This window comes from Nonomuraea sp. NPDC050451, assembly GCF_044458585.1.
Window position 1 is genome coordinate 35,982 of record NZ_JBITHZ010000025.1, and the last position, 22,431, is coordinate 58,412.

Genomic DNA, 22,431 nt, shown 5'->3' on the forward strand with positions numbered 1-22,431 from the left:
CCGTACGATCTGTTTAGCGTGCCGGCGGTGACGGCCAGGGCTCCGGCTGCCGGCCGAGTCCCGCGGCAGCGGGCACGCTGGTCCTTTCCAGCGCGACCTATCCCCAAGGGCGGTACCAGATGGACCTACGTGAAGGCGGTACGGTACCGGACCCGGGGATGGAGGCGTTGCTGGCAGCGGGCGGATCGGTGGGCGCGCTGATGCGCGAGCACGACTGGGCCGCCACTCCCTTCGGCGGGATGGACGGGTGGCCGCAGAGCCTGCGTAGTTCGCTGAGCATTTGCCTTACCTCGGCGTTCCCGATGGTCATCTTCTGGGGGCCGCGACTGGCGCTGGTGTACAACGACGCCTATCTGTCGGTGCTGGGCACCAAACATCCCCTGTCGCTGGGGCAGCCTGCGGAGGAGTGCTGGCGGGAGATCTGGCCGACCATCGGGCCGATGCTGGGGCAGGTGCTGTACGAGGGCAAGGCCACGTACGCGCATGACCTGCTGCTGGTTCTGGAGCGGTCGGGGTTCCGGGAGGAGGGGTATTTCCGCTTCTCCTACAGTCCGATCCGGGACGAGTCCGGCGGGGTGGGTGGGGTGTTCTGCGCGGTCACCGAGACGACCCAGAGCGTGGTGGCCGAGCGGCGGCTGGCAACGGTGCGGGAGCTGGGCGAGCGGTCCATCACGGCAAGCCCTTCGGCGGCCCAGGTGTGCGAGCAAGCCGCCCGGGTGTTGTCGCGCAACCCCGCCGACGTTCCCTTCGCCCTGCTCTACCTGCTGGAGGGCGAGCGGGCCGAGCTCGCCGGCACGGTCGGGCTGACGCCGGGCGGCGAGCTGAGCCCGACTCGTGTGGACCTGGAGGGACAGGATGTTCCGTGGTCGCTGGCGGCGGCCCGTGCCGGAATCGTCGAGGTGGCCTACCCCGGCGCGCCGCTGCTGACGGCGCTCGGCCGCGCCGGCTTCGACGCACCTGTGCGGGCGCTGGTCCTGCCGATCGCCCGGCCGGGCGCCGAGGAGCCGGCCGGGCTGCTGGTGGCCGGGGTCAACAGCGGCCGGCCGCTGGATGAGTCCTGCCGCAACTTCGCCGCTCTGATGGCCGATCACGTGTCCGCGGCCATCGCGAACGCGACCGCGTTCGAGGCCGAGCGGCACCGCGCCGAACAGCTGGCGGCGCTGGACAGGGCCAAGACGATGTTCTTCTCCAATATCAGCCACGAGTTCCGCACCCCGCTGACGCTGCTGCTGGGACCCGTGGAGGACCTGCTGGAGGGGGATGCCTGGGGCCAGGACGACCGCGAACGCCTCCAGCTGATTCACCGTGGCGCGTTGCGGCTGCTCAAACTGGTCAATACGCTGCTGGACTTCTCCCGCGCCGAAGCCGGACAGATGCGTCCCCGTCTGGAGCCGGTCGACCTGGCGGCGCTCACCTCCGAGTTGGCCGGCCTGTTCCAGGTGCCGGTCGAGCGAGGCGGGCTGCGGCTGAGCATCGATTGTCCGCCGCTGCCGCTGCCGGTCCTCGTCGATCCGGATATGTGGGAGAAAATTACTCTCAATCTGCTGTCCAACGCCTTCAAATTCACTCTCGACGGCGAGATCACGGTGAGCCTGCGCGCGCTCGGCGATCACGTGCGCCTGGTCGTGGCCGATACGGGAGTCGGCATCCCCGCGAACGATGTGCCCCGCCTGTTCGACCGGTTCCATCGCGTCTCGGGAACCGCGGCCCGAAGCGGGGAGGGCAGCGGCATCGGCCTGTCCCTGGTCCGTGAGCTCGTCCAGTTGCACGGCGGAACGATCGAGGCCGACAGCACCTTAGGAGTCGGCTCCGCCTTCACCGTGCTGCTGCCGTACGGCACTGACCAGCCCCCGACGGCATCGGCCGGTCCCGCCCAGGCCGGCGAGCCGGAGGCCGCCGAGCTTGACGCGCCGCCGGCGGCCACGGCCGACGGTCAGCAGGCGGCTCGCGCCTACCTGCAGGAGGCACTGAGCTGGACACCGCAGGACGCGGCCGGGCAGGCCGAGGGCCCGGAGGTGCTGCTTGTGGACGACAACGCCGACATGCGTGCCTACCTGACGCGCGTGTTGTCGCCACACTGGCGCGTGCGCAGCGTCGCCGATGGACGCCAGGCCCTGGAGGCGGTCGGCCACGCCGTGCCCGACCTGGTGCTCACCGATGTGATGATGCCGTACCTGGACGGGTTCGGCCTGCTGAAGGCGTTGCGCGCAGATGAGAACACCCGGCACATCCCCGTGATCATGATCTCGGCGCGTGCCGGCCAGGAGTCCGCGATCGAAGGCCTGGACGCCGGCGCCGACGATTACCTCGTCAAGCCCTTCACCACGGCCGAACTGGTCGCCCGGGTCCGCACCCATCTGGAGACCGCACGCCAGCGCCTGGACGCGGCCGACCGCATCCAGAAGCTGGCCGACATCAGCCAGCAGCTGAACGCCAGCCTCGATCCCCTCCGCATCAGCGGCATCCTGGCAGAGCAGCTCGTGCCCGCCTATGCCGGCAGCTGCGCCATCTGGCTGCAGCCCGATCCGGAGGAACCGGATCGAAGAGCGCTGTATCTGGCCCACAGCACCGAGGACAGTGCTGAGGACAGCAGCGAACCACCCCGGTTCGGTTTCGCCGACGTTGAGGAGCGGGATCGGCGGGTGACGCACCTGACGCATCGTGACAGGCACGTCGGCGTCGTGTGTCTGGCCGGCCTGACCCGAGCGGGACACGATCCCCGCGAACGGCCCTACCTGGCCGAGCTGCTCGACCGCGCTGCCCAGGCATTGGACAACGCGGCACGCTACGCACGCCAGCGCCGCATCGCCGTCCGCCTGCAGCGATCTTTGCTGCCACCGTCCTTGCCCGTGCTGGAATACGGCAGGCTGGTGAGCCTGTACCTTCCCGGTGCCGCGGGCCATCAGGTGGGCGGTGACTGGTATGACGCCGTGGAGTTGCCGGACGGCCGCATCAGTCTCACCATCGGCGACGTCATGGGAAAGGGCGTGGAGGCCGCGGCGCTGATGGGACAGCTGCGCAGCGCCACCCGCGCCTACACTCTGGACGGCATGTCTCCTGCCGCGCTGCTGGAAGGACTCAGCCTCTTCCTCACCGCGGGCGGCCAGCACGGCCTCACCACCATGTGCCACGCGCTCTACGACCCTGCCAACGGCCGGCTGGAGCTCGCCAACGCCGGCCACCTGCCGCCCCTGCTGGCCGGCGGCGACGGCGTGGCGGAGCCGCTGCCCGTGCACCATGGCCTCGCCCTCGGGGTGGACCCGAACTTCCGCTACACCACCGAGACCTTCACACTCCCCGCCGGGTCCACGCTCCTGCTCTACACCGACGGCCTGGTGGAAACGCCCGCCGACCTCCTCGACGATCGCCTGACCCAGCTGTGCCGGAGTATGGCCGTCCAGCATGTCCCCGAGGCGCTCTGCGAGAACTTGGTGACAGCGATGCGGATCGACACCGCTCATGACGACGTGGCGATGCTCGCGCTGATCTTGCAACCCCCAGCATGAACGTGGTGACAGTCGGAAGGCGGCCCCCGCGCACGGCCGCGGCCCGAGCGCTGGCCACCTCGATCTGGATCTCCCTACTGAAAAGCGGACAAAAACGCTTGATCTGGACATGTGGGGTAGGCGGTTCAAGGGGGAGCGATCGGCTGCCCCGCGGCAGTGCCCCGGCCGTGCTGAAGACGGCCGGGGCATCCAATCCGCAGGGTCGTAGATGCTCCTGCCGATCATCGGCGGCGTGGGGAGGCGGTTCGAGACTCCGGACCATGGTCCACCTCCTCGAACAGTGCCGCCGCCCGCGCGGCGGTGCCCATGGCCCGGCGCCCGGTGCTGAGCAGCGCGAGCATCAGGATGCCGGAGCCGAGCCCGAGTGCCAGCCACCACACGCCGTGCTCCGCGCTGGTGTAGGCCGTTCCGCCGTGGGCCAGGGCCGGTCCCACGATGGCTCCGGCGATCGCGACGCCCAGGGTGGTGCCGGTCTGCCGGCCGGTGGAGGCCAATGAGGCGGCCACCCCGGCCATCGAGCGGGGCATTCCGGAGACCGCCGTGTTGGTGATGGGTGGGTTGACGGTGCCCAGGAAGATTCCGAACAGCAGATAGGTCGCGAGTACGGCCGGCAGCGGGGTCGCCGCTTGGAGCCAGAGCGACGTGGCGCCGCCCAGGGCCAGCGCGGCCCCGGAGACCATCAGCGGGAGCTTGGGACCGCGCGCGCCGACCAGTCGGCCGGTGCGCGGCGAGAGCACCACGACCAGCAGCCCGACCGGGAGCATGCACAGCCCGGCTGCCAGCGCCGACATGCCGCGTACGTCCTGCAGGTACTGCGTGGAGACGAACAGGAACGAGCTGAACCCGCACAGGGCGAAGAGCGCCATCAGGATCGCCGCGCTGAACGGCACGCTGCGGAAGAGCCGCAGGTCCAGCAGCGGGTCGGCACGGCGTGGCTCGTAGCCGAGGATGCCCAGCACACCCAGTACGGCGACGGCGAGCAGGCCGAGGATGACCGGTGAGCTCCAGCCCAGCCCTTTGGACTCGATGATCGCGTAGACGACGCTGCCGAGCACCAGGACCACCAGAGTCTGGCCCACCGGATCGAACCGGCGCGCCCGGGCGGCGCGCGACTCGGGCACGAACAGCGCGGCGCACACGATCGCGGCGGCCACGATCGGCACGTTGATCCAGAAGACGGAGCGCCAGCCGAAGCCGTCGACCAGGGCGCCGCCGAGGATGGGACCCAGCGCCAGCGACAGGCCGGACATCGAGCCGAACACGCCGATGGCCCTGGCCCGCTCGGCCGGGTCCGGGAACGTGTCGGCGGTGATCGCCAGCGCCACCGGGTTGAGCATCGTGCCGCCGACGGCCTGCAGCGCCCGGGCCGCGATCAGCCAGCCGATGCTCGGCGCCAGGCCACACAGGAGTGAGCCGGCCCCGAAGGCGGCGAGGCCGACCTGGAAGACCCGCCGGCGGCCGATCCGATCGGCGGTGGAGCCCGCGAGTACGAGGAAGCCGGCCAGAACCAGGGTGTAGGCGTCGACCGTCCACTGCAGGTCGGACTCCGAGGCGTGCAGATCGCGGCGGATCGCGGGCAGCGCGACGTTGACGATGGAGATGTCCATCACCACGACGACGATGCTGGCACAGCAGATCGCGAGCACCAGGAATCGGCGGCGTCGCCTCAATTCGGGCATGCGGATCCAATCGCAGGACACTGCCGGCGATCGGCAGTGCGGAGATTCGGTGACTGACTCGACGCTAGGATTTAGAGCGTGCTCGAAGTCAATCGGCCGCCGAAACACGGGCCTGCTGTCCCCGAGGCGGGCCTGAGCATCGCCGAGGCCGCCCGCCGCACGGGAGTCAGCGTGCACACCCTGCGCTACTACGAACGCGCCGGCCTGGTCGTCACCCCCGTCGGCCGCACGGCCGGCGGTCGCCGGCGCTATCACCAGCTCGATCTCGAGTGGATCACCATCTGCACGAAGCTGCGGGCCACCGGCATGCCCATCAAGACCATCCGGCGCTACGCCGAGCTCGTGTCCGCCGGGTACGGCAACGAGCAGGAACGACTCGCTCTCCTGGAGACCCACCGCGCCGACATGATCGCCAAGCTCGCGGAGATACAGGAGAACCTCAGGCTCATCGACCACAAGATCGACGTCTACCGAGGCCGGCTCGCCGCAGGTGACGCCGACCGGCTGTGGGCGCCAGGCCGCCCGGCGGATTCCGGCTGAGCAGGTTCCCAGGCCAAGGACCGTCGCCTTGGGGTCGCATGCCTCGCCTGGCTCCCGCGGTCCAGGCGGCGGCGTAGCGCCAGAAGTCGCGCAGCCATGGGGCCGGGATCGGGCTGTCGGCCGCGACCTGGGTGGGCAGGATGGTCACGGTGCCGGTGGAGGGGATGGTGTGGGCCGAGGTGCTGGTGCCGCCCACCCGGCCGTAGCGGCCGGGGACGTTCCACGGGTCGATGCGAGCGATGCCCACCGCGCCGGGACGTGGAAGGCGGTGTCGGTCATGCCCAGCGGCTCGAACAGCCGCTCGGCCAGGAAGTCGGGCAGCGACCGGCCGATCGGGTCCTCCAGCGCGATCAGGCCGTCCTCGATCAGCATCATGACGGCCGCGGCCGTGACGGGCTTGGTGATCGAGGCGAGGCGGAAGATGGAATCCCTGGTCATCGCAGGACCGCCGAGGGCGGCGGAGCCGACGGCTGCGTACGGACGGGTCACTGCCGCCGGTGCTACGCCGACCCCAGGAACGCCGCGACGGTGGACACGAACCGGTCGGCGTCGTCGAGCCACGGGAAGTGTCCGGCTCGGGGCTGAACGACGAGTTCGGCGTTCGGGAACAGCCCGGCGAACTCGGCCATGGCCGGAGGAGGTGCTCCCGGATCGACCTCTCCGGCGAGCAGCAGTACGGGCGCCGCGAACCGGGCGAGCGCGGTGCGTGTGGCGTCCGGGTCGAAGGCGCCTGGGGCACCGAAGGCCGTCATGACCTCCGGGTTCTGCCGCTCCGCGTCAGCCGCGTGATGGGCCTGGGCTGCCTCGTCCCACCGGCCGTAGGAAAACGGCGCGACGGCCTGCCAGGTGTCGTTCGTGGCCTTGCCCGCCACGATCGCTTCGAGGGCCGCGAACGCCTCCGGGAACCACGGCTCGTCTCGGCGCAGCTGAGCCGTCTCGCGCCGGAGGTCACCTGCGATCGCGATGCCGACGGCTCGTACGCTCGGTGTGATCAGCGCGAGTCTGCTGACGCGCTGCGGATGGCGGGCCGCGTATCGCACGGCCAGATTCGCGCCGGCGCAGTGCGCGAGCAGGTCCATCCGGTCCAGGCTCAGGTGCGCGCGTAGGGCCTCCACGTCGGCGACGAGCCGGTCACAGCGATAGGACGCGGTGCCCTGAGGGGTCTCGGACCGGCCGGTGCCCCGCGGGTCCAGCAGGATCAACTGCCGGTGCGCGGACAGACCGCCGAGGTCGCCGAGGTAGGCGGAGGCCGTCGGCCCGCCGGGCAGGCAGACCACCGGTGCGCCGTCCCCGGACATGTGGTAGCTCAGCTTGGTGCCGTCGTACGAGGTGAAGAATTCCATGCCCGCAGCCTGGGGGTGACGGCAAGTGATGGCTATCGTTCAGCCACAGCTACATGATGGGCGGCGCGGATGGCGGTCGAGATCAGGTTCACTGCGGCGTCGGTCGCCAGAGTGCGGTTCGCCGTCTCGCCGCTGGGGGAGACGGTGCTCGCGCTCCGGATCTTGCTGGGTACGGGCGGGCACGCGGTGCACCAGCCCTGGGTGCGCAGGGCACGTCCGCTGATCGCGGATGAGCGCGAGCTGCCGCTGCTGCGGGCGCTTGTCGCCGGACCGATGCCGTCGTTCCTGTTCCCGGTGCCGCAGGAGCGGCTGCCTTCGATCGCCATGGAGCTGGAGGTGCTGCGGGCCACGGGGGAGCTCTTCTTCCGGCGCGAGTACGGAGCGGTTGTGGGTGTTCCGGCCGAGGAGGTCCCCGAGCCGGCGGCGGTGCTGCCGCGGCTGGCGCAGGCGCTCCACCGTTGCCACGAGCTGCTGATCGCTCCGCAGTGGGGCCGGATGCAGGCGGTGCTGGACGCCGACGTCGCCAAGCGGGCGCTCACCCTGGTGGACGGCGGGGTCCAGGCGCTGTTCGCCGAGCTGCACCGGGATATCGCCTGGGACGGCGGCCAACTGGTGGTGCACGGCCGGCGCACCTCGCATGCCGTCTACACGGTGGACGCCGGCGGGCATGGCCTGGTCCTGCTGCCCAGCATCTTCAACTGGCCGAACGTGGGCGTCGACAAGTCGCCGGTCGCCGCCGCGTCGATCCGCTACCCGGCGGTGGGCGTCGGCCTGCTCTGGGAGCCGCCCCCGCCGGCGCTGGCGGGCTTGGCCCCGGTGCTGGGGCACACGAGGGCGGCGCTGCTCGCCGCCTTGGCCGACCCCTTGACGACCGCGGCTCTGGCCGCCCGCCTGGGCATCACCCCAAGCGCGGTCTCGCAACATCTGGGCGCGTTGCGAGGGGCGGGTCTCGTGTCGACGCATCGCAAGGGGCGGACAGCGCTTCACCTGCGTACGGAACGGGCCGACCACCTGTTGGGCATCTCAGCCCCATAAGGGGATCCGGCATGCCCGCCGGTGCTCACGGCGTCGTGGCGCCTCGCGGAGCGGGGGCCGGCTGCTCGGGACGCGGGCCGCCCTTCAGCCAGATGAGGGAACCCGGCCTGCGGGCCTCGCGGCGGATCCTCTTCACCGCGAAGTTGCAGGTCACCTCCTTGATCGCCGCGCCCATGCGGCCGCCGACGTAGAGGTTCACCGCGGTGTCGTCCTTGCGGGCGAGCTGTCGGACACCGGTGTGCCGGCCGAGGCTGACACACGCCCCCGAGAAGGCCAGGCCGATCACCGCCGGTTCGGTCCCGGCGATGCGGCTCAGCACGGTGTCGGCGGCCTGTGCCCCGAGCGGGCCGGCGGCGTAGCAGCTCATCCGCAGCGGCCGTCCGGACGGGGCGGCGGCGTCGCCGGTCGCGACGATGCGGTCGTCGTCGAGGCTGGTCAGCGTCTCGTCGGTGAGCAGCCGGCCGAGCGCGTCGGTACGCAGCCCGCTCGCGACCGCCAACTGCGGCACGCCGAAACCGCCCGCCCAGATGGTCACCGCGCTCGCACGTATCCCGCCGTCGGCGAGGACGACCGCGTCCGGCCGGACCTCGCGCACCACGTCGGTCTCGAGCACCGCGACCCGGTGGCGGGACAGCCACGTGGCCACGGCTCGGCGAGCGGACGAGCCGAATGACGGCGCCAGGGCCCGGCCGCACACCAGCGTGACCGCGCGTCCTTGCTCGGCCAGCTCGGCGGCCGTCTCGATGCCGGTCAACCCGCCGCCGACCACGGTGACCGGAGCATCGAGGGGCAGCTCCGCCAGCCTGGCGCGCAGCCGCTGCGCGGGCTCGAGTTCGGCGAGGTCGTACGCGAGTTCGGCCGCGCCGGGCACCGACGACGGTATCGCCCCGGTGCTGCCTACGGCGTAGATGACGTGGTCGTAGTCCAGCGCACCGCCCGACGCCAGCCGCACCGTGCGGGTGGCGGTGTCGATGCGCGTGGCGCTGTCGACGACCAGCCGGATGCCTTCGCCGAGCAGCGTGCCGTAGTCCACCGTGGCCTCACCGGTGCCGGCCACGAACTGGTGCAGCCGTACGCGTTCGACGAACTCCGGGCGGGGATTGACCAGGGTGATCTCGACGTCGGCACGCATCCGCAGATGGTTGGCCGCGAGCGTTCCGGCGTAACCGCCGCCGATGACGACGATCTTGTGGAGGGTGGGGTGTTCGGGAGTGGACATGGCGAGGTTTCCCTTCTCGATCTCAGTGAGGGGTCTTCATCACGAAGTGGCCGGCGATCCGCGCACCCGCCGGTGGACGCTGTCCGCCTGCTGGACGGTGTCTCACTGATCCGACAGCGCAGCGCCCCGGAATGTGAGGCGACGCGCCGACCTCACAGTTCACTGCGCTGTCTTGTCGAACGGGTAAGGGCAGCTGCGACCGAAGGAACCGACGGCTTCGGCCGTGGACGACGGGACCGCAGTAGTCGCGGTGGCTGCTCATGCTCCCGGGGACGCCTCCCCGCCGGCGATCAGGGCGGCGCGCAGCCGTTCGTACGTCGGAGCCAGCCGGCGCAGGCCGTCCGCGAGCGCCACGTCGTCGCCCGACATGAGGGGACCCTGCAGCCCTCCGACGATGCGGGCCTGCTCCACGGCTATGGCCGCGCCCGCGTCGAGGCCGAGGGACGACAAGCAGGCGGCGAGGTCGTTGAGGCGGCGGGCGCCCACCCGTACGGCGAACGCCTGCCAGAGCAGCCTGATCTCGGGGTCCAGTCCCTCCTCCACCAGCCGGGCGGTGCGCTCGGCGGCTGCTGCCTGCCCCAGCGTGCCGGGAGGGACCTCCACGTCCGTCCGGCCGGCCAGCCAGGCCGGCCCGGCGGGCAGTGAACGGCGCAGCGCCTCCACCGGGGTGACCTGCTCGTGCCGGGTGAATCCGTACCGCATCCGGAACGGCTGCTTCAGGTAGGGGATCAGCTCCGCCTGCCACGCCTCGGCGAAGGCGTCGACCTGCAGCGTGGCGTACGGGTAGCCCTGCGGGTCGTGCACGAGCACGATGTCGTCGTCCACCTCCAGCACCACCACGTAGTGGTCGGCGCCGACCGCCTTGCCCGAACCGGGTTGGTACGACAGCAGGCCGAGCTCGAGTGGCCCGGCCAGCACCGGACCGTCCTGGCAGGCCCGGTGCAGCCGGTCGAGCGCCGCCTCGGCCGTTCCGCCGTCCACGCGCTCGCACTCCCAGCCGAGCAGGCCGATCGCGGCGTCGAGCCCGAGCTCGGGATCCCAGCCGAACGGGTCGAACAGCGGAAGGCGCCCGCCGATCAGCTGCATTCCGTAGGGGGAGCCCGTCAGGACCTCGATCACGGCCGGAGGCGGTGCCTCGTCACCGAGGATCATCGCGAGGGAGTTGGCGTAGCAGTACGGCCCGGAGCCGACATAAGTGACAGACATGGCCTGCACCGTGCCGCCTCGCACGGTGTCAGAGTCAAGCCGGTGACTGTGCGACGGTGGCGGTGGCGCTGATCGCGGCCGTCAGGTGGCACATGCTGGGTCACGGCGCCCCCATGGACGCGGCCATCATCCAGGAGTTCTGCAGTTCCTTCGCCAAGCCGCTCGAACGCGAGCTGGAGGCCCACTACGGAAGCGGATGGGACGTGCGCTTCGCGCCCATCAAGATCAAGCGGGGCACCGACCCGGCGGCCGCGCCCAACAAGCAGTGCGTTCGCGGCCGCGGTGACTACGGCATCGCGATCGCCGTGCCCGACGAGAACACCTGGTACGGAATCAAGTATTTGCCCTCGGCGGAGGGGACGAATGGCGGGTGGCCGTGTGTGCCACCGTCGAATCCTGGCTGGTGAAGCTCTGCAACGCGCACTTCAGCAACGGCGGCGAGGACCCCACCGGCAGCTTCCGCGCCCAGCAGCCGATCAGTCCTCCCCGCGTACCGGTCCCGGGACGTACTACACGACCACCCCGCACGACAACGACGCGACCGTGAAGCTGGACTACCTGTTCACCCAGCCGGGCATCACGCACACCTGCGGCGTACCGGGGTCTCCGGTCGAGTCCTCCGACCACCGGCCCATGTGGATGACCGTGAATCTGCCCGCGACGTAGCGGCGGCCACGGGCGGCGCAATCGTATGCCTGCATCGTGATGTAGTGTCGTCTCGATGTCTGAAGAGCAGCCGGCCAAGCGGCCCGTGCCCACCATGCGTGACATCGCGGCTGCGGCGGCCGTCTCGCAGAGCACCGTGTCCCGTGTCCTCAGCGGCGCGCCCACCGCCGTGCCCATCGCCCCGGAGACGCGCCAGCGGGTGCTGCGGACGGCCCGGGAGCTGGGCTACCGGCCCAACCCGCTGGCCCGCGGGCTGCGCGGTGCGTCGACCAACCTCATCGGCGCCGTGGTGCGCGACTTCAGCGACCCCTTCTTCGCCGGGGTGATAGAGGTGCTCGTCGTCGAGTCGATGGCGCACGGCTACAACGTCGTGCTGGGACACGTGCCGGGCCGGGCGGGCGACAAGGCGGTCTCGCTGACCACGGTTCTGGAGACCCGGCACACCGATGCCGTGATACTGCTCGGTGACATGCAGGAGCATCCGCAGCTCCTGGCCGACCTGCGCAACTCGATCGTGCCGGTGGTCGCGCTCTGGCAGGGCACGAGCCCGCGCGAGTTCCCGACCGTCGACGTGGACGACCGGGTCGGCATCCGGGCCGGGCTGAGCCATCTGGTGTCCCTCGGGCACGAGAGGATCGCCTTCGTCAATGCGGAGCTGCCCAACGAATATCGGGTGCGGGAGGCCGCCTATCTCGAGTTCATGCGTGATCGGTTCGGCGCCGTGCCGCCGGGCTATGCCGAGCGCTGCCCGAACACCATGGCCGGCGGCGATGCCGCGCTGCGGCGACTGATGGACCGGCCCGACCCGCCCACGGCGGTCGCCGCCTCGACCGATGTGGTGGCGATGGGCGTGCTGCACGCCGCGCACAGCCTGGGCCGGGCAGTGCCGGACCGCCTGTCGGTCGTCGGCTTCGACGACATCCTGATGTCGTCGCACACCGTGCCGGCGCTGACCACCGTACGGATGCCGATCTCGGAGATCGTCGGCCACGCGGTCACGCAGGCGGTCACGCTGGCCCGGGAACCGGCCGAGGCCCAGCGCCTGCCGGCTCTCGAGGTATTCAAGCCGGCGCTGATCGTGCGGGATTCGACCGCGCCTCCGGCTCTGAGCTGATCACCGGGATCCAGACCCGCATCGCCTCCACCCGCCGGTTCGCCCAGGCGAAGTAGGGGATCGCGCCGGCGGTGAGATTGCCGACGGGTGCCGTCGAGTTCAGGTCCACGACCGGGACGTCGACGCCGATCATCGCAGGTTCGAGGTCGGGCCGCGGCACCTCCTGGGGCCGGCGGCTGTCGTCCCACGCCAGGTCCTCCAGCTCCGTGGCGGCCGGGGCGTCGACGGTTTCCAGGCAGTAGACCAGGGGGCCGCGCTCGACGGCGACACAGCCGCGGATCGCGTCGGCGCGCCGGTCGGGCACGGTGACCCGGATCGCCGGCTCCAGGTCGAGTACGACGCTGTCGCCCGCGTTCCACTGGCGTGAATGCCGGACCGACGGGCCGGCGGCCGAGCGGCTCCATGCCGGCACCCGCAAAGAGAGCGTCCACGGCCGATCCGGCGTCCGGACAATGCGGACGGTGACGCGGCCCTGCCACGGGTACTCCGTCCGGATCGCGAGGCGGACGTCTCCCACCGTCAGGTCGGCGTCGGCGTACTGGTGGATCTGGATGCCGTCCTCGTCAGCGGTGGCCAGGTAGTGGTGCCAGGAGCTGAACAGGCGCATGAGATTGGGCGGGCAGCAGGCGCACGCGTACCACGGGGCGCGACGGCTGTGCCCGACCGGTTCTGCGGCGCGGTGGGTACGCCGCTGCAGCGGGTTGGTGTAGAAGAATTCCTCGCCCGAGAGCGAGACCCCGGAGAGCACTCCGTTGAACATGGCGCGCTCGATCGCGTCGGCGTATTCCGGCTCGCCGGTGGCGAGCAGGAGGCGCCAGGCCAGCATCACGCTCGCGATGGCCGCGCACGTCTCGGTGTAGGCACGGTCGGGAGGCAGCTCGTAGGGGTCGCCGAAGGCCTCGTCGCGATGCCGGCTGCCCGTCCCTCCGGTGAGGTAGGTCCGGCTGCGGGCCAGATCGCTCCAGCGGTGCCGAACGGCGGCCAGCAGCTCCGCGTCGCCGAGTTCCACGGCGGCGTCGACGGCGCCGCAGTCCAGATAGAGCTGGCGTACGGCATGCCCGGCAACGGTCGCCGCCTCGCGCACGGGCTCGTGGTCCTGCCAGTACTCGGCCCCGAAGCGCCCCTGGCCGATCAGCCCCTGCCCGCGCAGCCCGAGCATCCGCTCGGCGAGCTTGAGATGGCGCTCCTCACCCGTGACCCGGGCGAGCTCCACGAGCGCCATCTCTATCCCGGGATGCCCGTCGATGCCGGTCCTGCCCTGCGCGCCGAACTCGGCGTCGATGTGGGCCACGGCGCGCGTGGCGACGGTGAGCAGCCGGTCGTCACCGAGCCCCCGATGCCAGGCGATCGCGGCCTGGACCAGGTGCGCCACGCAGTAGAACTCGTGCCCCCAGGCCAGATCACCATAGGGGGCGCCACCCCGGACCACCTGGACGAAGCTGTTGAGATAGCCGTCGGGTCGCTGCGCCGCCGTCACCACCCCGATCGCCTCCTCCGCCGCGGCGCCCAGCGCCGGGTCCGCGCCACGAGCCAGCTCCCAGCCGACGCCTTCGAGCCACTTGTAGACGTCGGAGTCGAGGAACGGAAGGGTCGAGCCGCCGCTGTCGGCCTCGGCCTGGTACCACCCCTGCCCGCCGGCGGCCAGCCGGAGGTTGTCCAGTGCCCCGCACCGCTGGAGCCGGTCGAAGCCGTGCGGGATCGTCCTCTCGCGGTTGAGCCGCTGCCGCCGCGCCCAGAACCCGCCGACGATCTCCACGCCGGACGCCTCGATCGGGCGCAGCCGGGAGTTCGCCGCCGCGGTCGGCCACACGCTGCCTGCGTTCATTTGATGGCTCCGCTCATCAGACCTGACACGTAGTACCGCTGAAGCGAGAAATAGACGAGGACGCACGGGATGATCGAGATGGTGACGCCGGCCTGCAGCATGCCCCAGTCGGTGCCGCCGAGGCTGGTCTCCGTTCTGGACGTGGCGAGGATCAGCGGCAGCGTGAACTTGGAGCTGCGGCTCATCAGCACGAGCGCGCCGAGGAATTCGTTCCACGACGTGATGAAGGCGAAGAGCGCTGTGGTGACGATCGCGGGCACAGCCGCGGGGATGAAGACCCAGCGCAACGCCTCCCACGACGATGAGCCGTCCATGATGGCCGCCTCCTCCAATTCCCTCGGTACGGCGCTGAAGCTGTTGCGCAGCACGTACAGGCTGAACGGCAGTTGGATGGCGGTGTGCAGGATCGCGAGGCCGAGCAGCGAGTTGGTCAGGCCGATCTTCGCGAACATGAGGAACATCGGCGTGAGCAGAGCCTGGTAAGGAATGATCAGCGCGAGCAGCAGCACCACGAAGATGGCTTCTTTGCCCGGGAGGGGGAAACGCGCCAGCGCGTAGGCCGCGGGAACGGCCAGCAGCAGCGTGAGGACGATGGCCAGCAACGCCGTGCCCAAGCTGTTGGCGAGGTAGACCGGCAGGCCCTCCTGGTAATTCCACAGCCGCGTGTAGCTGTCGAAGCTGAGCCCGTGTGGGAGATAGGTCGGGGGAGAGGCGGCCGCCTCCTCGGCGGGTTTCACCGAGGCGAGGACCGACATGGCCAGCGGCATCAGCATGACGGCGCAGACGGCGAGACAAACGGCCGCCACCAGGTATTTTCCGCGTCCCTTCACTGGTGGCTCCGCCGGGCCAGCAGCAGCTGGATCAGGGTGAAGACGAGGGTCGTGAAGGCGAGAATCATCGACAGGGCGGCGCCGTACCCGAGTTTCAGGTACGGGAAGGAATTCAGGTAGATGTAGAAGACCGAGGTCGCCGTCTCGTTGCCCGGCTGGCCGGCGGTCATGATGTAGAACTGGTCGAACGCGAGCAGCGAGCCGATCACGCTCACCAGGCTCACCAGCAGGACGGTGCGCAGGGTCAGCGGCAGGATCACCCGGGTGACGCGCTGCCGGTGGCTCGCCCCGTCGACGAGGGCCGCCTCGATCACGTCCGTCGGCACGGCCTGGATGGCGGCGACGAACAGGATCATCCCGAAGCCGATCACCTTCCAGACCACGGAGGCGCTGATCGCGAAGTTGGAGACGCCGGCGTCCACCCCCAGCCACAGCACGGGCTCGTCGATGATCCCCAGATCCTGCAGGGCCCGGTTCACCAGGCCGAAATCGGCGCTGAACAGCCAGTACCAGAGCAGGCTCGACACCCCGAGACCGATCACGACCGGGATGAAGACCACCGTGCGGGTGAGCCGGCGCAGGGCGGTGTTCCGGGCGGTGAGCAGCGCCAGCAGGTAGCCGCCGACGATGAGGAACGGGGTGATGAGCGCGGTGTAGAGCAGGGTGAAGCGGAAGGAGACCCAGAACTGGGTGTCGTCGAAAGCCCGCTCGTAGTTCGCGAGCCCGACGAATCTCGGCGGCGACAGCAGGGACCAGTTGTGCAACGACATCCAGGCCATCTGCACCAGGGGATAGGCGGTGAAGGCGAGCACGAAGAGCAGAGCCGGTGCCAGGTAGGCGAATCCCACCAGGCGGCCGCGCGGGCCGTGGCGCATGACAGCTCCTCTTGGGGAACAGGGGTCCACCGGGCGGTGGGCCGCCCGGCGGACACAGCGAAGATTTCCCTACGACCGATCCGCGATGGCCTTCATCTCTTTCTTGGCATCGGCGATGACGGTGTCGAGGGGGTCGTTGCCGTAATAGGCGCGCTGCAGCATCTTCAGCCACGGCCCCTGCGGCGAGTTGATCTGCTCGAAGAACGTGACCGTGTACGGCGTGCGCCCCACCGTGAGCGCCTTGGCCACGTCACGCACCAACGGCTCGGCCTTGAAGTACTTGTTGTCCACCATGTCGGTTCGCGTGGTGAGGTTGAGTGCCTTGGCGTAAACCTCGACCTGCACCTCGTCGGAGAGCAGGAATTTCATCACGTTGACCGCGTCGTCCACCCGCTTGCTCCCCTTGGGGATCACCACCAGGTCGCCGCCGATGAAAGAGGCCGCGGAATTGGGCGCCATGCCGGGCAACAGGGCGATGCCGAAATCCATCTTGGGATTCTGCTGGCGGGCCAGCGTGATGTTGAAGTTGCCGGTGCCCATCATGCCCACCTTGCCGGAGCCGAACTGGAGGTGGAATGTCTCACCGTTCTCCGCGCGGCCTCCTTCGGGGACGTTGCCGGCCTTGACCATGTCGCGGGTGAACTGCAGCACCTGCTTGACGCCGTCGCCGACCAGCGGCTCCTGACCGGGGCCCGCCGCCTCGATGGTGGCTCCGGAGGCCCACATCAGCGGGCCTACGGTGAAGATGTTGCAGCCGGCGCAGTTGCCGGGCAGGTAGTAGCCCTTGACGCCACCGCCCAGCGCGGTGATCTTGTCGGCATAGCTGCGCAGCTCTGCCAGGCTGGTGGGCGGCTTGTTCGGGTCGAGCCCGGCCCGGGCGAAAAGATCCTTGTTGTAGAAGAGGGCGGACACGTCCGCGTAGAGGGGCACACCGAAGAGCCGGTTCTGGTAGGTCGCCACCGTCATGTGCCCTTTGCTGGCGGTCTTCAGCTCCGGCCAGCCCTTGATCTGGTCGGTGATGTCGACCAGCTGCTGCTCCTTTTCGAACTGGGGGGCGTAGATCAGGTCCATGCCCATCAGATCGGGCACGTCGCCCGAGGCGACACCCTGAGCGATCTTCCCCACCATCTCGGTGTGGGGGATGTAGGTCAGATTGATCCGGCAGTCGGGGTTCTTGGTGTTCCACGCCTCGACCAGCATGTCCACCATCTGCTTGTTGCCGCCTGAGCGCTCCCACATCGTCAGGGCGCCCTTGCCGGCACATGTCGTCGTCGCGGCCTGCGCCTGACTGGCCGCGGGGGGCGGCGGCTCCTCCTGGCTGCTGCAGGCGGCGGCTGCGAGCAAGAGCGCGGCCGCGGCCGCCCGGACAGGCCACCTGGGACGGGTCCTCATTGCCAGGCTCCTCTCTTCGGAGTGGACCGGTGTTGACATGACCCCCTGCTGATGGGAACGTAACCGATATGAATACGATTGCATACAATCGTTTTCATCTTGTGATTCACGAGTCACCGCTCGCCGGGTGGAGTCATGTGCGCAGGTCAACGCTGGTCTGCGCCATGCAGGGGGCAGGGGAGCAGGGCTGCGGCTCGCACGAGCCATCGGGGACGTAGATCAGCGCATCCGAAGGGAGAGCGTCCATGCCCAGTAGCGCCCGCATCCGAAACAGACTCGCCACTGCCGTCAGGGTTGTCCTCGTGGCCGTGGTCGCCCTGGCGCTGAGCCTGGCGGCCGCGCCCCGGGCGCAGGCCGCAGGTGGTGAGCCGAGCATCGCCAAGAAGCACTTCGGGACCCTGTCCAACGGCAAGAAGATCGACATCTACACGCTGCGGAACGCCAGAGGGATGCGGGTGAGGGTCCTCACCTACGGCGGCATCCTCCAGTCGATCGAGGTCCCCGACAGCGGGGGCAGGTTCGCCAACGTGACGCTCGGGTTTGACAACCTGTCCGACTACGTCAAGAAAAGTCCGTACTTCGGGTGCATCACCGGCCGGTACGCCAATCGCATCGCCAAGGGGCGCTTCACCCTGGACGGCCGGACGTACCAACTGGCCACCAACGACGGCCCCAACCACCTGCACGGCGGTAACAAGGGCTTCGACAAGCGGGTCTGGAAGGCTCAGCCGTTCAGACGGGGCGACAGCGTGGGGCTCGTGCTGACCTACACCAGCCCGAACGGCGAGGAGCACTACCCGGGGACGCTGCGCACCACGGTCGTCTACACGCTGACCGGCGACAACAAGATCCGGATGGACTACCGCGCCACCACCAGCAGGCCCACGGTCGTCAACCTCACGAACCATGCGTACTTCAACCTGCGCGGTGAGGGCAACGGCCGGATCCTCGGCCACGAGCTGCAGATCAACGCCTCCCGCTACACGCCGGTCGACAAGACGCTCATCCCCACCGGAAAGATCGCCCGGCTGGGCGGGACGCCGCTGGACTTCCGCGAGCCCACTGCCGTCGGCGAGCGCATCAACAGCAGGAACCAGCAGATCGCGCGCGGTGGCGGCTACGACCACAACTACGTGCTCGACGGCCGGGGCCTCAGAACAGCGGCCACGGTGGTCGAGCCGGACAGCGGGCGCGTGCTCGAGGTCATCACCGACCAGCCGGGCCTGCAGTTCTACTCGGGCAACTTCCTGGACGGCACGCTGCGCGGCACCAGCGGCCACCTCTACCCGAAGCGGTCCGGCTTCGCCCTGGAGTCACAGCACTTCCCCGACTCGCCCAACCACGCGAACTTCCCCTCCACCGTCCTGCGGCCCGGCGACGTCTACCGGACCACGACGATCTACGCGTTCTCCACGACCGCATGAATCCCCGCGGATCTTCTGAGGCAGGATCATGAAAGACATCCATCCGAAGGTCGAGGAGGCCCTCGACACGCTCAACCTGAACCGCGTCGCGCGTCGTCGCCTCCTGACCGGAGCGGGCCTCGTCAGCGCCTCGGCCGCCGCCACCGCGCTGCTCAGCGCGTGCACCGGTGACTCGGGCGGCAACAGGCCCGCCGCCTCGGGCGGCACCGCGGCCGCGGCCGGCGCCGGCGACTTCCCGTCCACGCCCAAGTGGAAGTTCGTCTTCGTCTGTCACGTCACCACGAACCCGTTCTTCACCCCCACCCAGTACGGCGCCCAGGACGCGTGCGCGCTGCTCGGCACCGAGTTCCAGTGGACGGGCTCGAAGGACTCGATCGTGGCCGAGATGGTCAACGCGTCCAACACCGCCATCTCGGCCAAGGCCGACGGGTTAGCCGTGGCCGTCGTGGACAAGGCGGCCTTCCGCGACCCGGTCAACCGGGCGCTGGACGCGGGCATCCCGGTCGTGTCGTACAACGCGGACGGCTCCCGCGACGACAAGGGCACCAGCCGGCTGGCCTACATCGGGCAGGGCCTGTACGAGTCCGGCTACGCCCTCGGCCAGCGGGCGCTCCAGCAGGTGGACTCCGGTGACGTGGTGGGGTTCATCGCCACCCCGGGCGCGCTGAACATCCAGCCGCGCATCGACGGCGCCGCGCAGGCGATCAAGGACTCGGGCAAGTCCATCACGTTCGATTCGGTCGGGACGAACGCCGACGTCACCAAGGGGCTGTCGATCATCGACGCGTACGCCCAGGGCCATCCCAACCTCGCCGGGATGCTCGCCGTCGACGCCGGATCGACGCAGTCGATCGGGCAGGTCGTCAAGAAGTACAGCCTGCGCTCGAAAGGGCTCAAGGTGGCCGGCGGCTTCGACCTGGTGCCGGAGACGCTGGCCGCGATCAAGGCGGGCGACCTCGACTACACCATCGACCAGCAGCCCTACCTGCAGGGCTTCCTGCCGGTGCTCTACCTCTACCTGTACAAGCTGTCCGGCGGTCTGCTGTTCCCGTCGGAGACCAACACCGGTCTGCTCTTCGTGACCAAGGACAACGTGGGCCCGTACCAGACCACCAAGACGCGCTTCGAGGGCTCGGACACCGCCCAGAAGCTGGTCGAACGGTCCGGGGCCATCGCCCACGCCTCCTAGAAGAGACGAACGGCTTGCGTCCGCGGTCGGCGCCTGGGCGCAAGCCGTACCTCCGTACCCTCCAGAGGAGGTTGACGTGCCCGACACCAGCGATGAGATCCGCGAGTCGCCGGCGCCCGCGGACCTGGCCGGGCGGCCCGCGCCGGACGGGGCGCGGCGCGGCGCGAACCGGATCCTGCCGCGGATCAGGGACGAGTTCCTGCGGCGGCGCGAGGCGAGCGTGCTGGTCGTGGCGCTGGCGCTGGGGGTCTACTTCGCCTCGGCCTCCGATGCGTTCCTGACCGGCGACAACATGGTCAACATCACCCAGGCGGCCGCGCCCGCCGCCATCGTCGCCTGCGGCATCGTGCTGCTGCTGGTCAGCGGCGAGATCGATCTGTCGGTCGGGGTGGTGGCGGCGCTGGCGCCGTTCATGATGCACTACGCGATCGACTACTGGCGGTTTCCGGCCGTCCCGGCGATCCTGCTCGCTCTGCTGACCGGCACGGTCATCGGGCTGGGGAACGGGTTCGTCACGGTCGTGCTGAAGGTGCCCTCGTTCATCACCACGCTGGGCACCTTCTACCTGGTGACGGGGATCGTGCTGACCACCTCCGGCGCCTATCCGGCCGAGATCCCCGCGTCCGTGGACAACGGGATCGGGCAGTGGCTGGGGGCGGCCGGCTGGGCGCATCTCGCCTGGGCGCTGGTGATCGTGGCGTTCTTCCACGTGCTGTTCACGCGTACGCGGTGGGGGCTGCACACGATCGCCGTGGGCGGGAACCCGCTGGGGGCGCAGGAGGCGGGTGTCCGGGCGGGACGCATCAAGATCGGAAATTTTATGATTGCAGGCACTTTGGGGGCTTTTGCTGGGATCTTGGAGGCGTTCCGGGTTCACACGATCGATCCGAATCTCGGTGGCGGCACCGGCCTGATGTTCACCGCGGTCTCGGCGGCGGTCATCGGCGGCACGGCCCTCGCCGGCGGCTCCGGCACGATCATCGGCGGCGCCCTGGGGGCGCTGGTGCTGGCCGAGCTCCAGAACGGCTTCAACCTGATCGGCATCTCCGCCAACCCGTACTTCCTGATCCTCGGGGGTTCGATCCTGCTCGCGATGATCGCCAACGTGTACCTGAGCCGGCTGAGAAGGGCGGGCAAGACGTGACCTCTCCGAATGGCGGCGCCGTCGACAGGCTGCGGGTGGAGCACGTCTCCAAGCGCTTCGGCACGGTGACCGCCCTCCGCGACGTCAACCTCCGCCTGGCCAAGGGCGAGGTGCTCGGCCTGATCGGCGACAACGGCGCGGGCAAGTCCACCCTCATGAAGATCATCTGTGGCTTCCACCAGCCCGACGGCGGCCGCATCCTGCTCGACGGCCGGGAGACGTCCCTGAGGTCCGTCGACCACGCCCGCTCGCTGGGCATCGACACCGTCTACCAGGACCTGGCGTTGATCAACGAGCTCAGCGTCTATCACAACATGTTCCTCAACCGCGAGCCGGTCCTGTTCGGCTGCCTCCTGAACAACCGCAGAATGCGCCGCCTGGCCCGCGAATATCTGGACGACATGGGCGTCACCATCCCGTCGGTGGACGCGGAGGTGGCCAAACTGTCGGGCGGCCAGCGCCAGGCCATCGCCGTGGCCCGCTCCGCCTACTCCCGCTCCGGGATCCTCCTGCTGGACGAGCCGCTGGCCGCGATGGGCGCGAAGGAGGGCAGGCAGATCCTCGACCTGGTCGGCGACCTCAAATCCCGCGGCGACGTCTCCATAATGATCATCGCCCACAACTATGCCCAGGTCCTGGAGGTCTGCGACCGGGTCAACCTCCTCCAGCACGGCAGCATCACATTCGACAAGCCGACCGCCCGGACCTCCGTGCAGGAGCTCACTGACCTGGTCGTGCGGGAATATCGCACCGCGTCGTCCGGGAGGCGGAGGAGACCTCACTGAGGCTCAGCGGTCCGCGACTTCGCGTACGGCGCCCTTGTCGGCGGACTGGGCCAGGGCGGCGTAGGCGCGCAGCGCGGTGGAAAGAGGGCGGTCGCGGTGGCGGGGCCGGTAGCCGAGGCCCTGCTCCAGTTCGGCGTGCCGGGCTGCGAGATCCCGCTCTCCGACTTGGAGGTGGAGCAGCGAACATGCCCGGGCACGATCCGCAGGTGGGGCAGGCCGCCTCCTCGATTCGGGCCAGGTCCTCGTCCGGCACGGCGGGGTTGACGGCTTCGGACATGGCGGTGATCAGGTCCAGGCGGGTGCGGACCGTACCGTTGCTCAACACCGCGCGTCCCCCTTCCATCGGGCCGCCGGAGACGAACACGGTGGGGATGTTGAGCCGCAGCGAGGCCATCAGCATCCCGGGCGTGATCTTGTCGCAGTTGGAGATGCACACCAGGGCGTCGGCGCAGTGCGCCTGGGTCATGTACTCGATGGAGTCGGCGATCAGGTCCCGCGACGGCAGCGAGTACAGCATCCCGGCGTGGCCCATGGCGATGCCGCGCACTCGACGCTGCGCTCCTTCCAGGAAGGCGCGTCACCGCAGGTTACGCCGAGGCCTTGGCCGCACGCCTCGCCGAGGGCCTGGCCGCCGCCGGCGGCCGCCGTCATGGCGTTTG

Annotated in this window: 19 protein-coding genes and 1 pseudogene; 10 read left to right on the top strand and 10 right to left on the bottom strand. The window is 69.8% G+C overall.

What is annotated here, in order from left to right:
• The first annotated feature begins 119 nt into the window (after positions 1–119).
• Positions 120–3,506 carry a SpoIIE family protein phosphatase gene (locus ACIBI9_RS46245; RefSeq protein ID WP_397232615.1) on the top strand — a complete coding sequence of 1,129 codons (3,387 nt, stop codon included), beginning with the start codon at positions 120–122 and terminating at the stop codon, positions 3,504–3,506.
• 221 nt (positions 3,507–3,727) lie between these two features.
• Here the strand turns inward: ACIBI9_RS46245 and ACIBI9_RS46250 are convergent, their stop codons facing one another.
• Positions 3,728–5,185 (bottom strand): MFS transporter, encoded by a 1,458-nt coding sequence (locus ACIBI9_RS46250; protein ID WP_397232617.1) that lies wholly within the window; start codon positions 5,183–5,185, stop codon positions 3,728–3,730.
• A gap of 78 nt (positions 5,186–5,263) precedes the next feature.
• Between ACIBI9_RS46250 and ACIBI9_RS46255 the strand changes: the two genes are divergently transcribed.
• Positions 5,264–5,725 (top strand): MerR family transcriptional regulator, encoded by a 462-nt coding sequence (locus ACIBI9_RS46255; protein ID WP_397232619.1) that lies wholly within the window; start codon positions 5,264–5,266, stop codon positions 5,723–5,725.
• A gap of 144 nt (positions 5,726–5,869) precedes the next feature.
• Here the strand turns inward: ACIBI9_RS46255 and ACIBI9_RS46260 are convergent, their stop codons facing one another.
• Both ACIBI9_RS46260 and ACIBI9_RS46265 read right to left on the bottom strand, forming a co-directional pair.
• The gene (locus ACIBI9_RS46260; protein WP_397232621.1) at positions 5,870–6,214 is read right to left on the bottom strand and encodes a serine hydrolase; all 345 of its coding nucleotides are present in this window, start codon (positions 6,212–6,214) and stop codon (positions 5,870–5,872) included.
• 11 nt (positions 6,215–6,225) lie between these two features.
• Positions 6,226–7,068, bottom strand: a complete 843-nt coding sequence (locus ACIBI9_RS46265; protein WP_397232623.1) for an alpha/beta fold hydrolase — start codon at positions 7,066–7,068, stop codon at positions 6,226–6,228.
• A 69-nt stretch (positions 7,069–7,137) separates the two neighbouring features.
• Between ACIBI9_RS46265 and ACIBI9_RS46270 the strand changes: the two genes are divergently transcribed.
• A complete protein-coding gene (locus ACIBI9_RS46270; RefSeq protein ID WP_397232625.1) occupies positions 7,138–8,103 on the top strand; it encodes a DUF5937 family protein in 966 nt (321 codons plus the stop codon).
• Positions 8,104–8,128: 25 nt separating this feature from the next.
• Here ACIBI9_RS46270 and ACIBI9_RS46275 read toward each other — a convergent pair whose 3' ends face one another.
• Both ACIBI9_RS46275 and ACIBI9_RS46280 read right to left on the bottom strand, forming a co-directional pair.
• A complete protein-coding gene (locus tag ACIBI9_RS46275; protein ID WP_397232627.1) occupies positions 8,129–9,322 on the bottom strand; it encodes an NAD(P)/FAD-dependent oxidoreductase in 1,194 nt (397 codons plus the stop codon).
• Positions 9,323–9,580: 258 nt separating this feature from the next.
• Positions 9,581–10,528 (bottom strand): hypothetical protein, encoded by a 948-nt coding sequence (locus ACIBI9_RS46280; RefSeq protein WP_397232629.1) that lies wholly within the window; start codon positions 10,526–10,528, stop codon positions 9,581–9,583.
• 56 nt (positions 10,529–10,584) lie between these two features.
• On the opposite strand from ACIBI9_RS46280, the gene ACIBI9_RS46285 reads away from it, so the two are divergent.
• The 3 genes from ACIBI9_RS46285 to ACIBI9_RS46295 all read left to right on the top strand — a co-directional run bounded on the left by ACIBI9_RS46285 (position 10,585) and on the right by ACIBI9_RS46295 (position 12,308).
• Positions 10,585–10,935, top strand: a complete 351-nt coding sequence (locus ACIBI9_RS46285; RefSeq protein ID WP_397232631.1) for a hypothetical protein — start codon at positions 10,585–10,587, stop codon at positions 10,933–10,935.
• A gap of 136 nt (positions 10,936–11,071) precedes the next feature.
• Positions 11,072–11,194: a hypothetical protein gene (locus tag ACIBI9_RS46290; protein WP_397232633.1), complete on the top strand. Its 123-nt coding sequence runs from the start codon at positions 11,072–11,074 to the stop codon at positions 11,192–11,194.
• A gap of 55 nt (positions 11,195–11,249) precedes the next feature.
• Positions 11,250–12,308: a LacI family DNA-binding transcriptional regulator gene (locus ACIBI9_RS46295; protein WP_397232635.1), complete on the top strand. Its 1,059-nt coding sequence runs from the start codon at positions 11,250–11,252 to the stop codon at positions 12,306–12,308.
• On the opposite strand, the gene ACIBI9_RS46300 is transcribed toward ACIBI9_RS46295, so the two are convergent.
• The 4 genes from ACIBI9_RS46300 to ACIBI9_RS46315 form a co-directional block, all read right to left on the bottom strand.
• On the bottom strand, positions 12,256–14,133 hold the full coding sequence (locus ACIBI9_RS46300) for a glycoside hydrolase family 127 protein (RefSeq protein WP_397232637.1): 1,878 nt from the start codon (positions 14,131–14,133) through the stop codon (positions 12,256–12,258). The two genes, ACIBI9_RS46295 and ACIBI9_RS46300, sit on opposite strands and share 53 nt — an antisense overlap.
• Positions 14,130–14,963 (bottom strand): carbohydrate ABC transporter permease, encoded by an 834-nt coding sequence (locus ACIBI9_RS46305; protein ID WP_397232639.1) that lies wholly within the window; start codon positions 14,961–14,963, stop codon positions 14,130–14,132. The genes ACIBI9_RS46300 and ACIBI9_RS46305 overlap by 4 nt, the downstream gene beginning before the upstream one ends.
• A complete protein-coding gene (locus tag ACIBI9_RS46310) occupies positions 14,960–15,838 on the bottom strand; it encodes a carbohydrate ABC transporter permease (protein WP_397232641.1) in 879 nt (292 codons plus the stop codon). The genes ACIBI9_RS46305 and ACIBI9_RS46310 overlap by 4 nt, the downstream gene beginning before the upstream one ends.
• Positions 15,839–15,907: 69 nt before the next feature.
• Entirely contained in the window at positions 15,908–17,230 is a 1,323-nt protein-coding gene (locus ACIBI9_RS46315; RefSeq protein ID WP_397232643.1) for an ABC transporter substrate-binding protein, read from the bottom strand.
• Between the two features lie 302 nt (positions 17,231–17,532).
• Between ACIBI9_RS46315 and ACIBI9_RS46320 the strand changes: the two genes are divergently transcribed.
• The 4 genes from ACIBI9_RS46320 to ACIBI9_RS46335 all read left to right on the top strand — a co-directional run bounded on the left by ACIBI9_RS46320 (position 17,533) and on the right by ACIBI9_RS46335 (position 21,772).
• Entirely contained in the window at positions 17,533–18,654 is a 1,122-nt protein-coding gene (locus ACIBI9_RS46320; protein WP_397232645.1) for an aldose epimerase family protein, read from the top strand.
• Positions 18,655–18,682: 28 nt separating this feature from the next.
• A complete protein-coding gene (locus ACIBI9_RS46325) occupies positions 18,683–19,843 on the top strand; it encodes a sugar ABC transporter substrate-binding protein (RefSeq protein ID WP_397232647.1) in 1,161 nt (386 codons plus the stop codon).
• Between the two features lie 76 nt (positions 19,844–19,919).
• Positions 19,920–20,987: an ABC transporter permease gene (locus tag ACIBI9_RS46330; protein ID WP_397232649.1), complete on the top strand. Its 1,068-nt coding sequence runs from the start codon at positions 19,920–19,922 to the stop codon at positions 20,985–20,987.
• Positions 20,984–21,772 (top strand): ATP-binding cassette domain-containing protein, encoded by a 789-nt coding sequence (locus tag ACIBI9_RS46335; protein WP_397232651.1) that lies wholly within the window; start codon positions 20,984–20,986, stop codon positions 21,770–21,772. Before ACIBI9_RS46330 ends, ACIBI9_RS46335 begins: the two co-directional genes overlap by 4 nt.
• A 175-nt stretch (positions 21,773–21,947) precedes the next feature.
• On the opposite strand, the pseudogene ACIBI9_RS46340 reads toward ACIBI9_RS46335, so the two are convergent.
• Positions 21,948–22,313: pseudogene (locus ACIBI9_RS46340) on the bottom strand (dihydroxy-acid dehydratase); the annotation flags it as partial.
• Positions 22,314–22,431 lie beyond the last annotated feature (118 nt).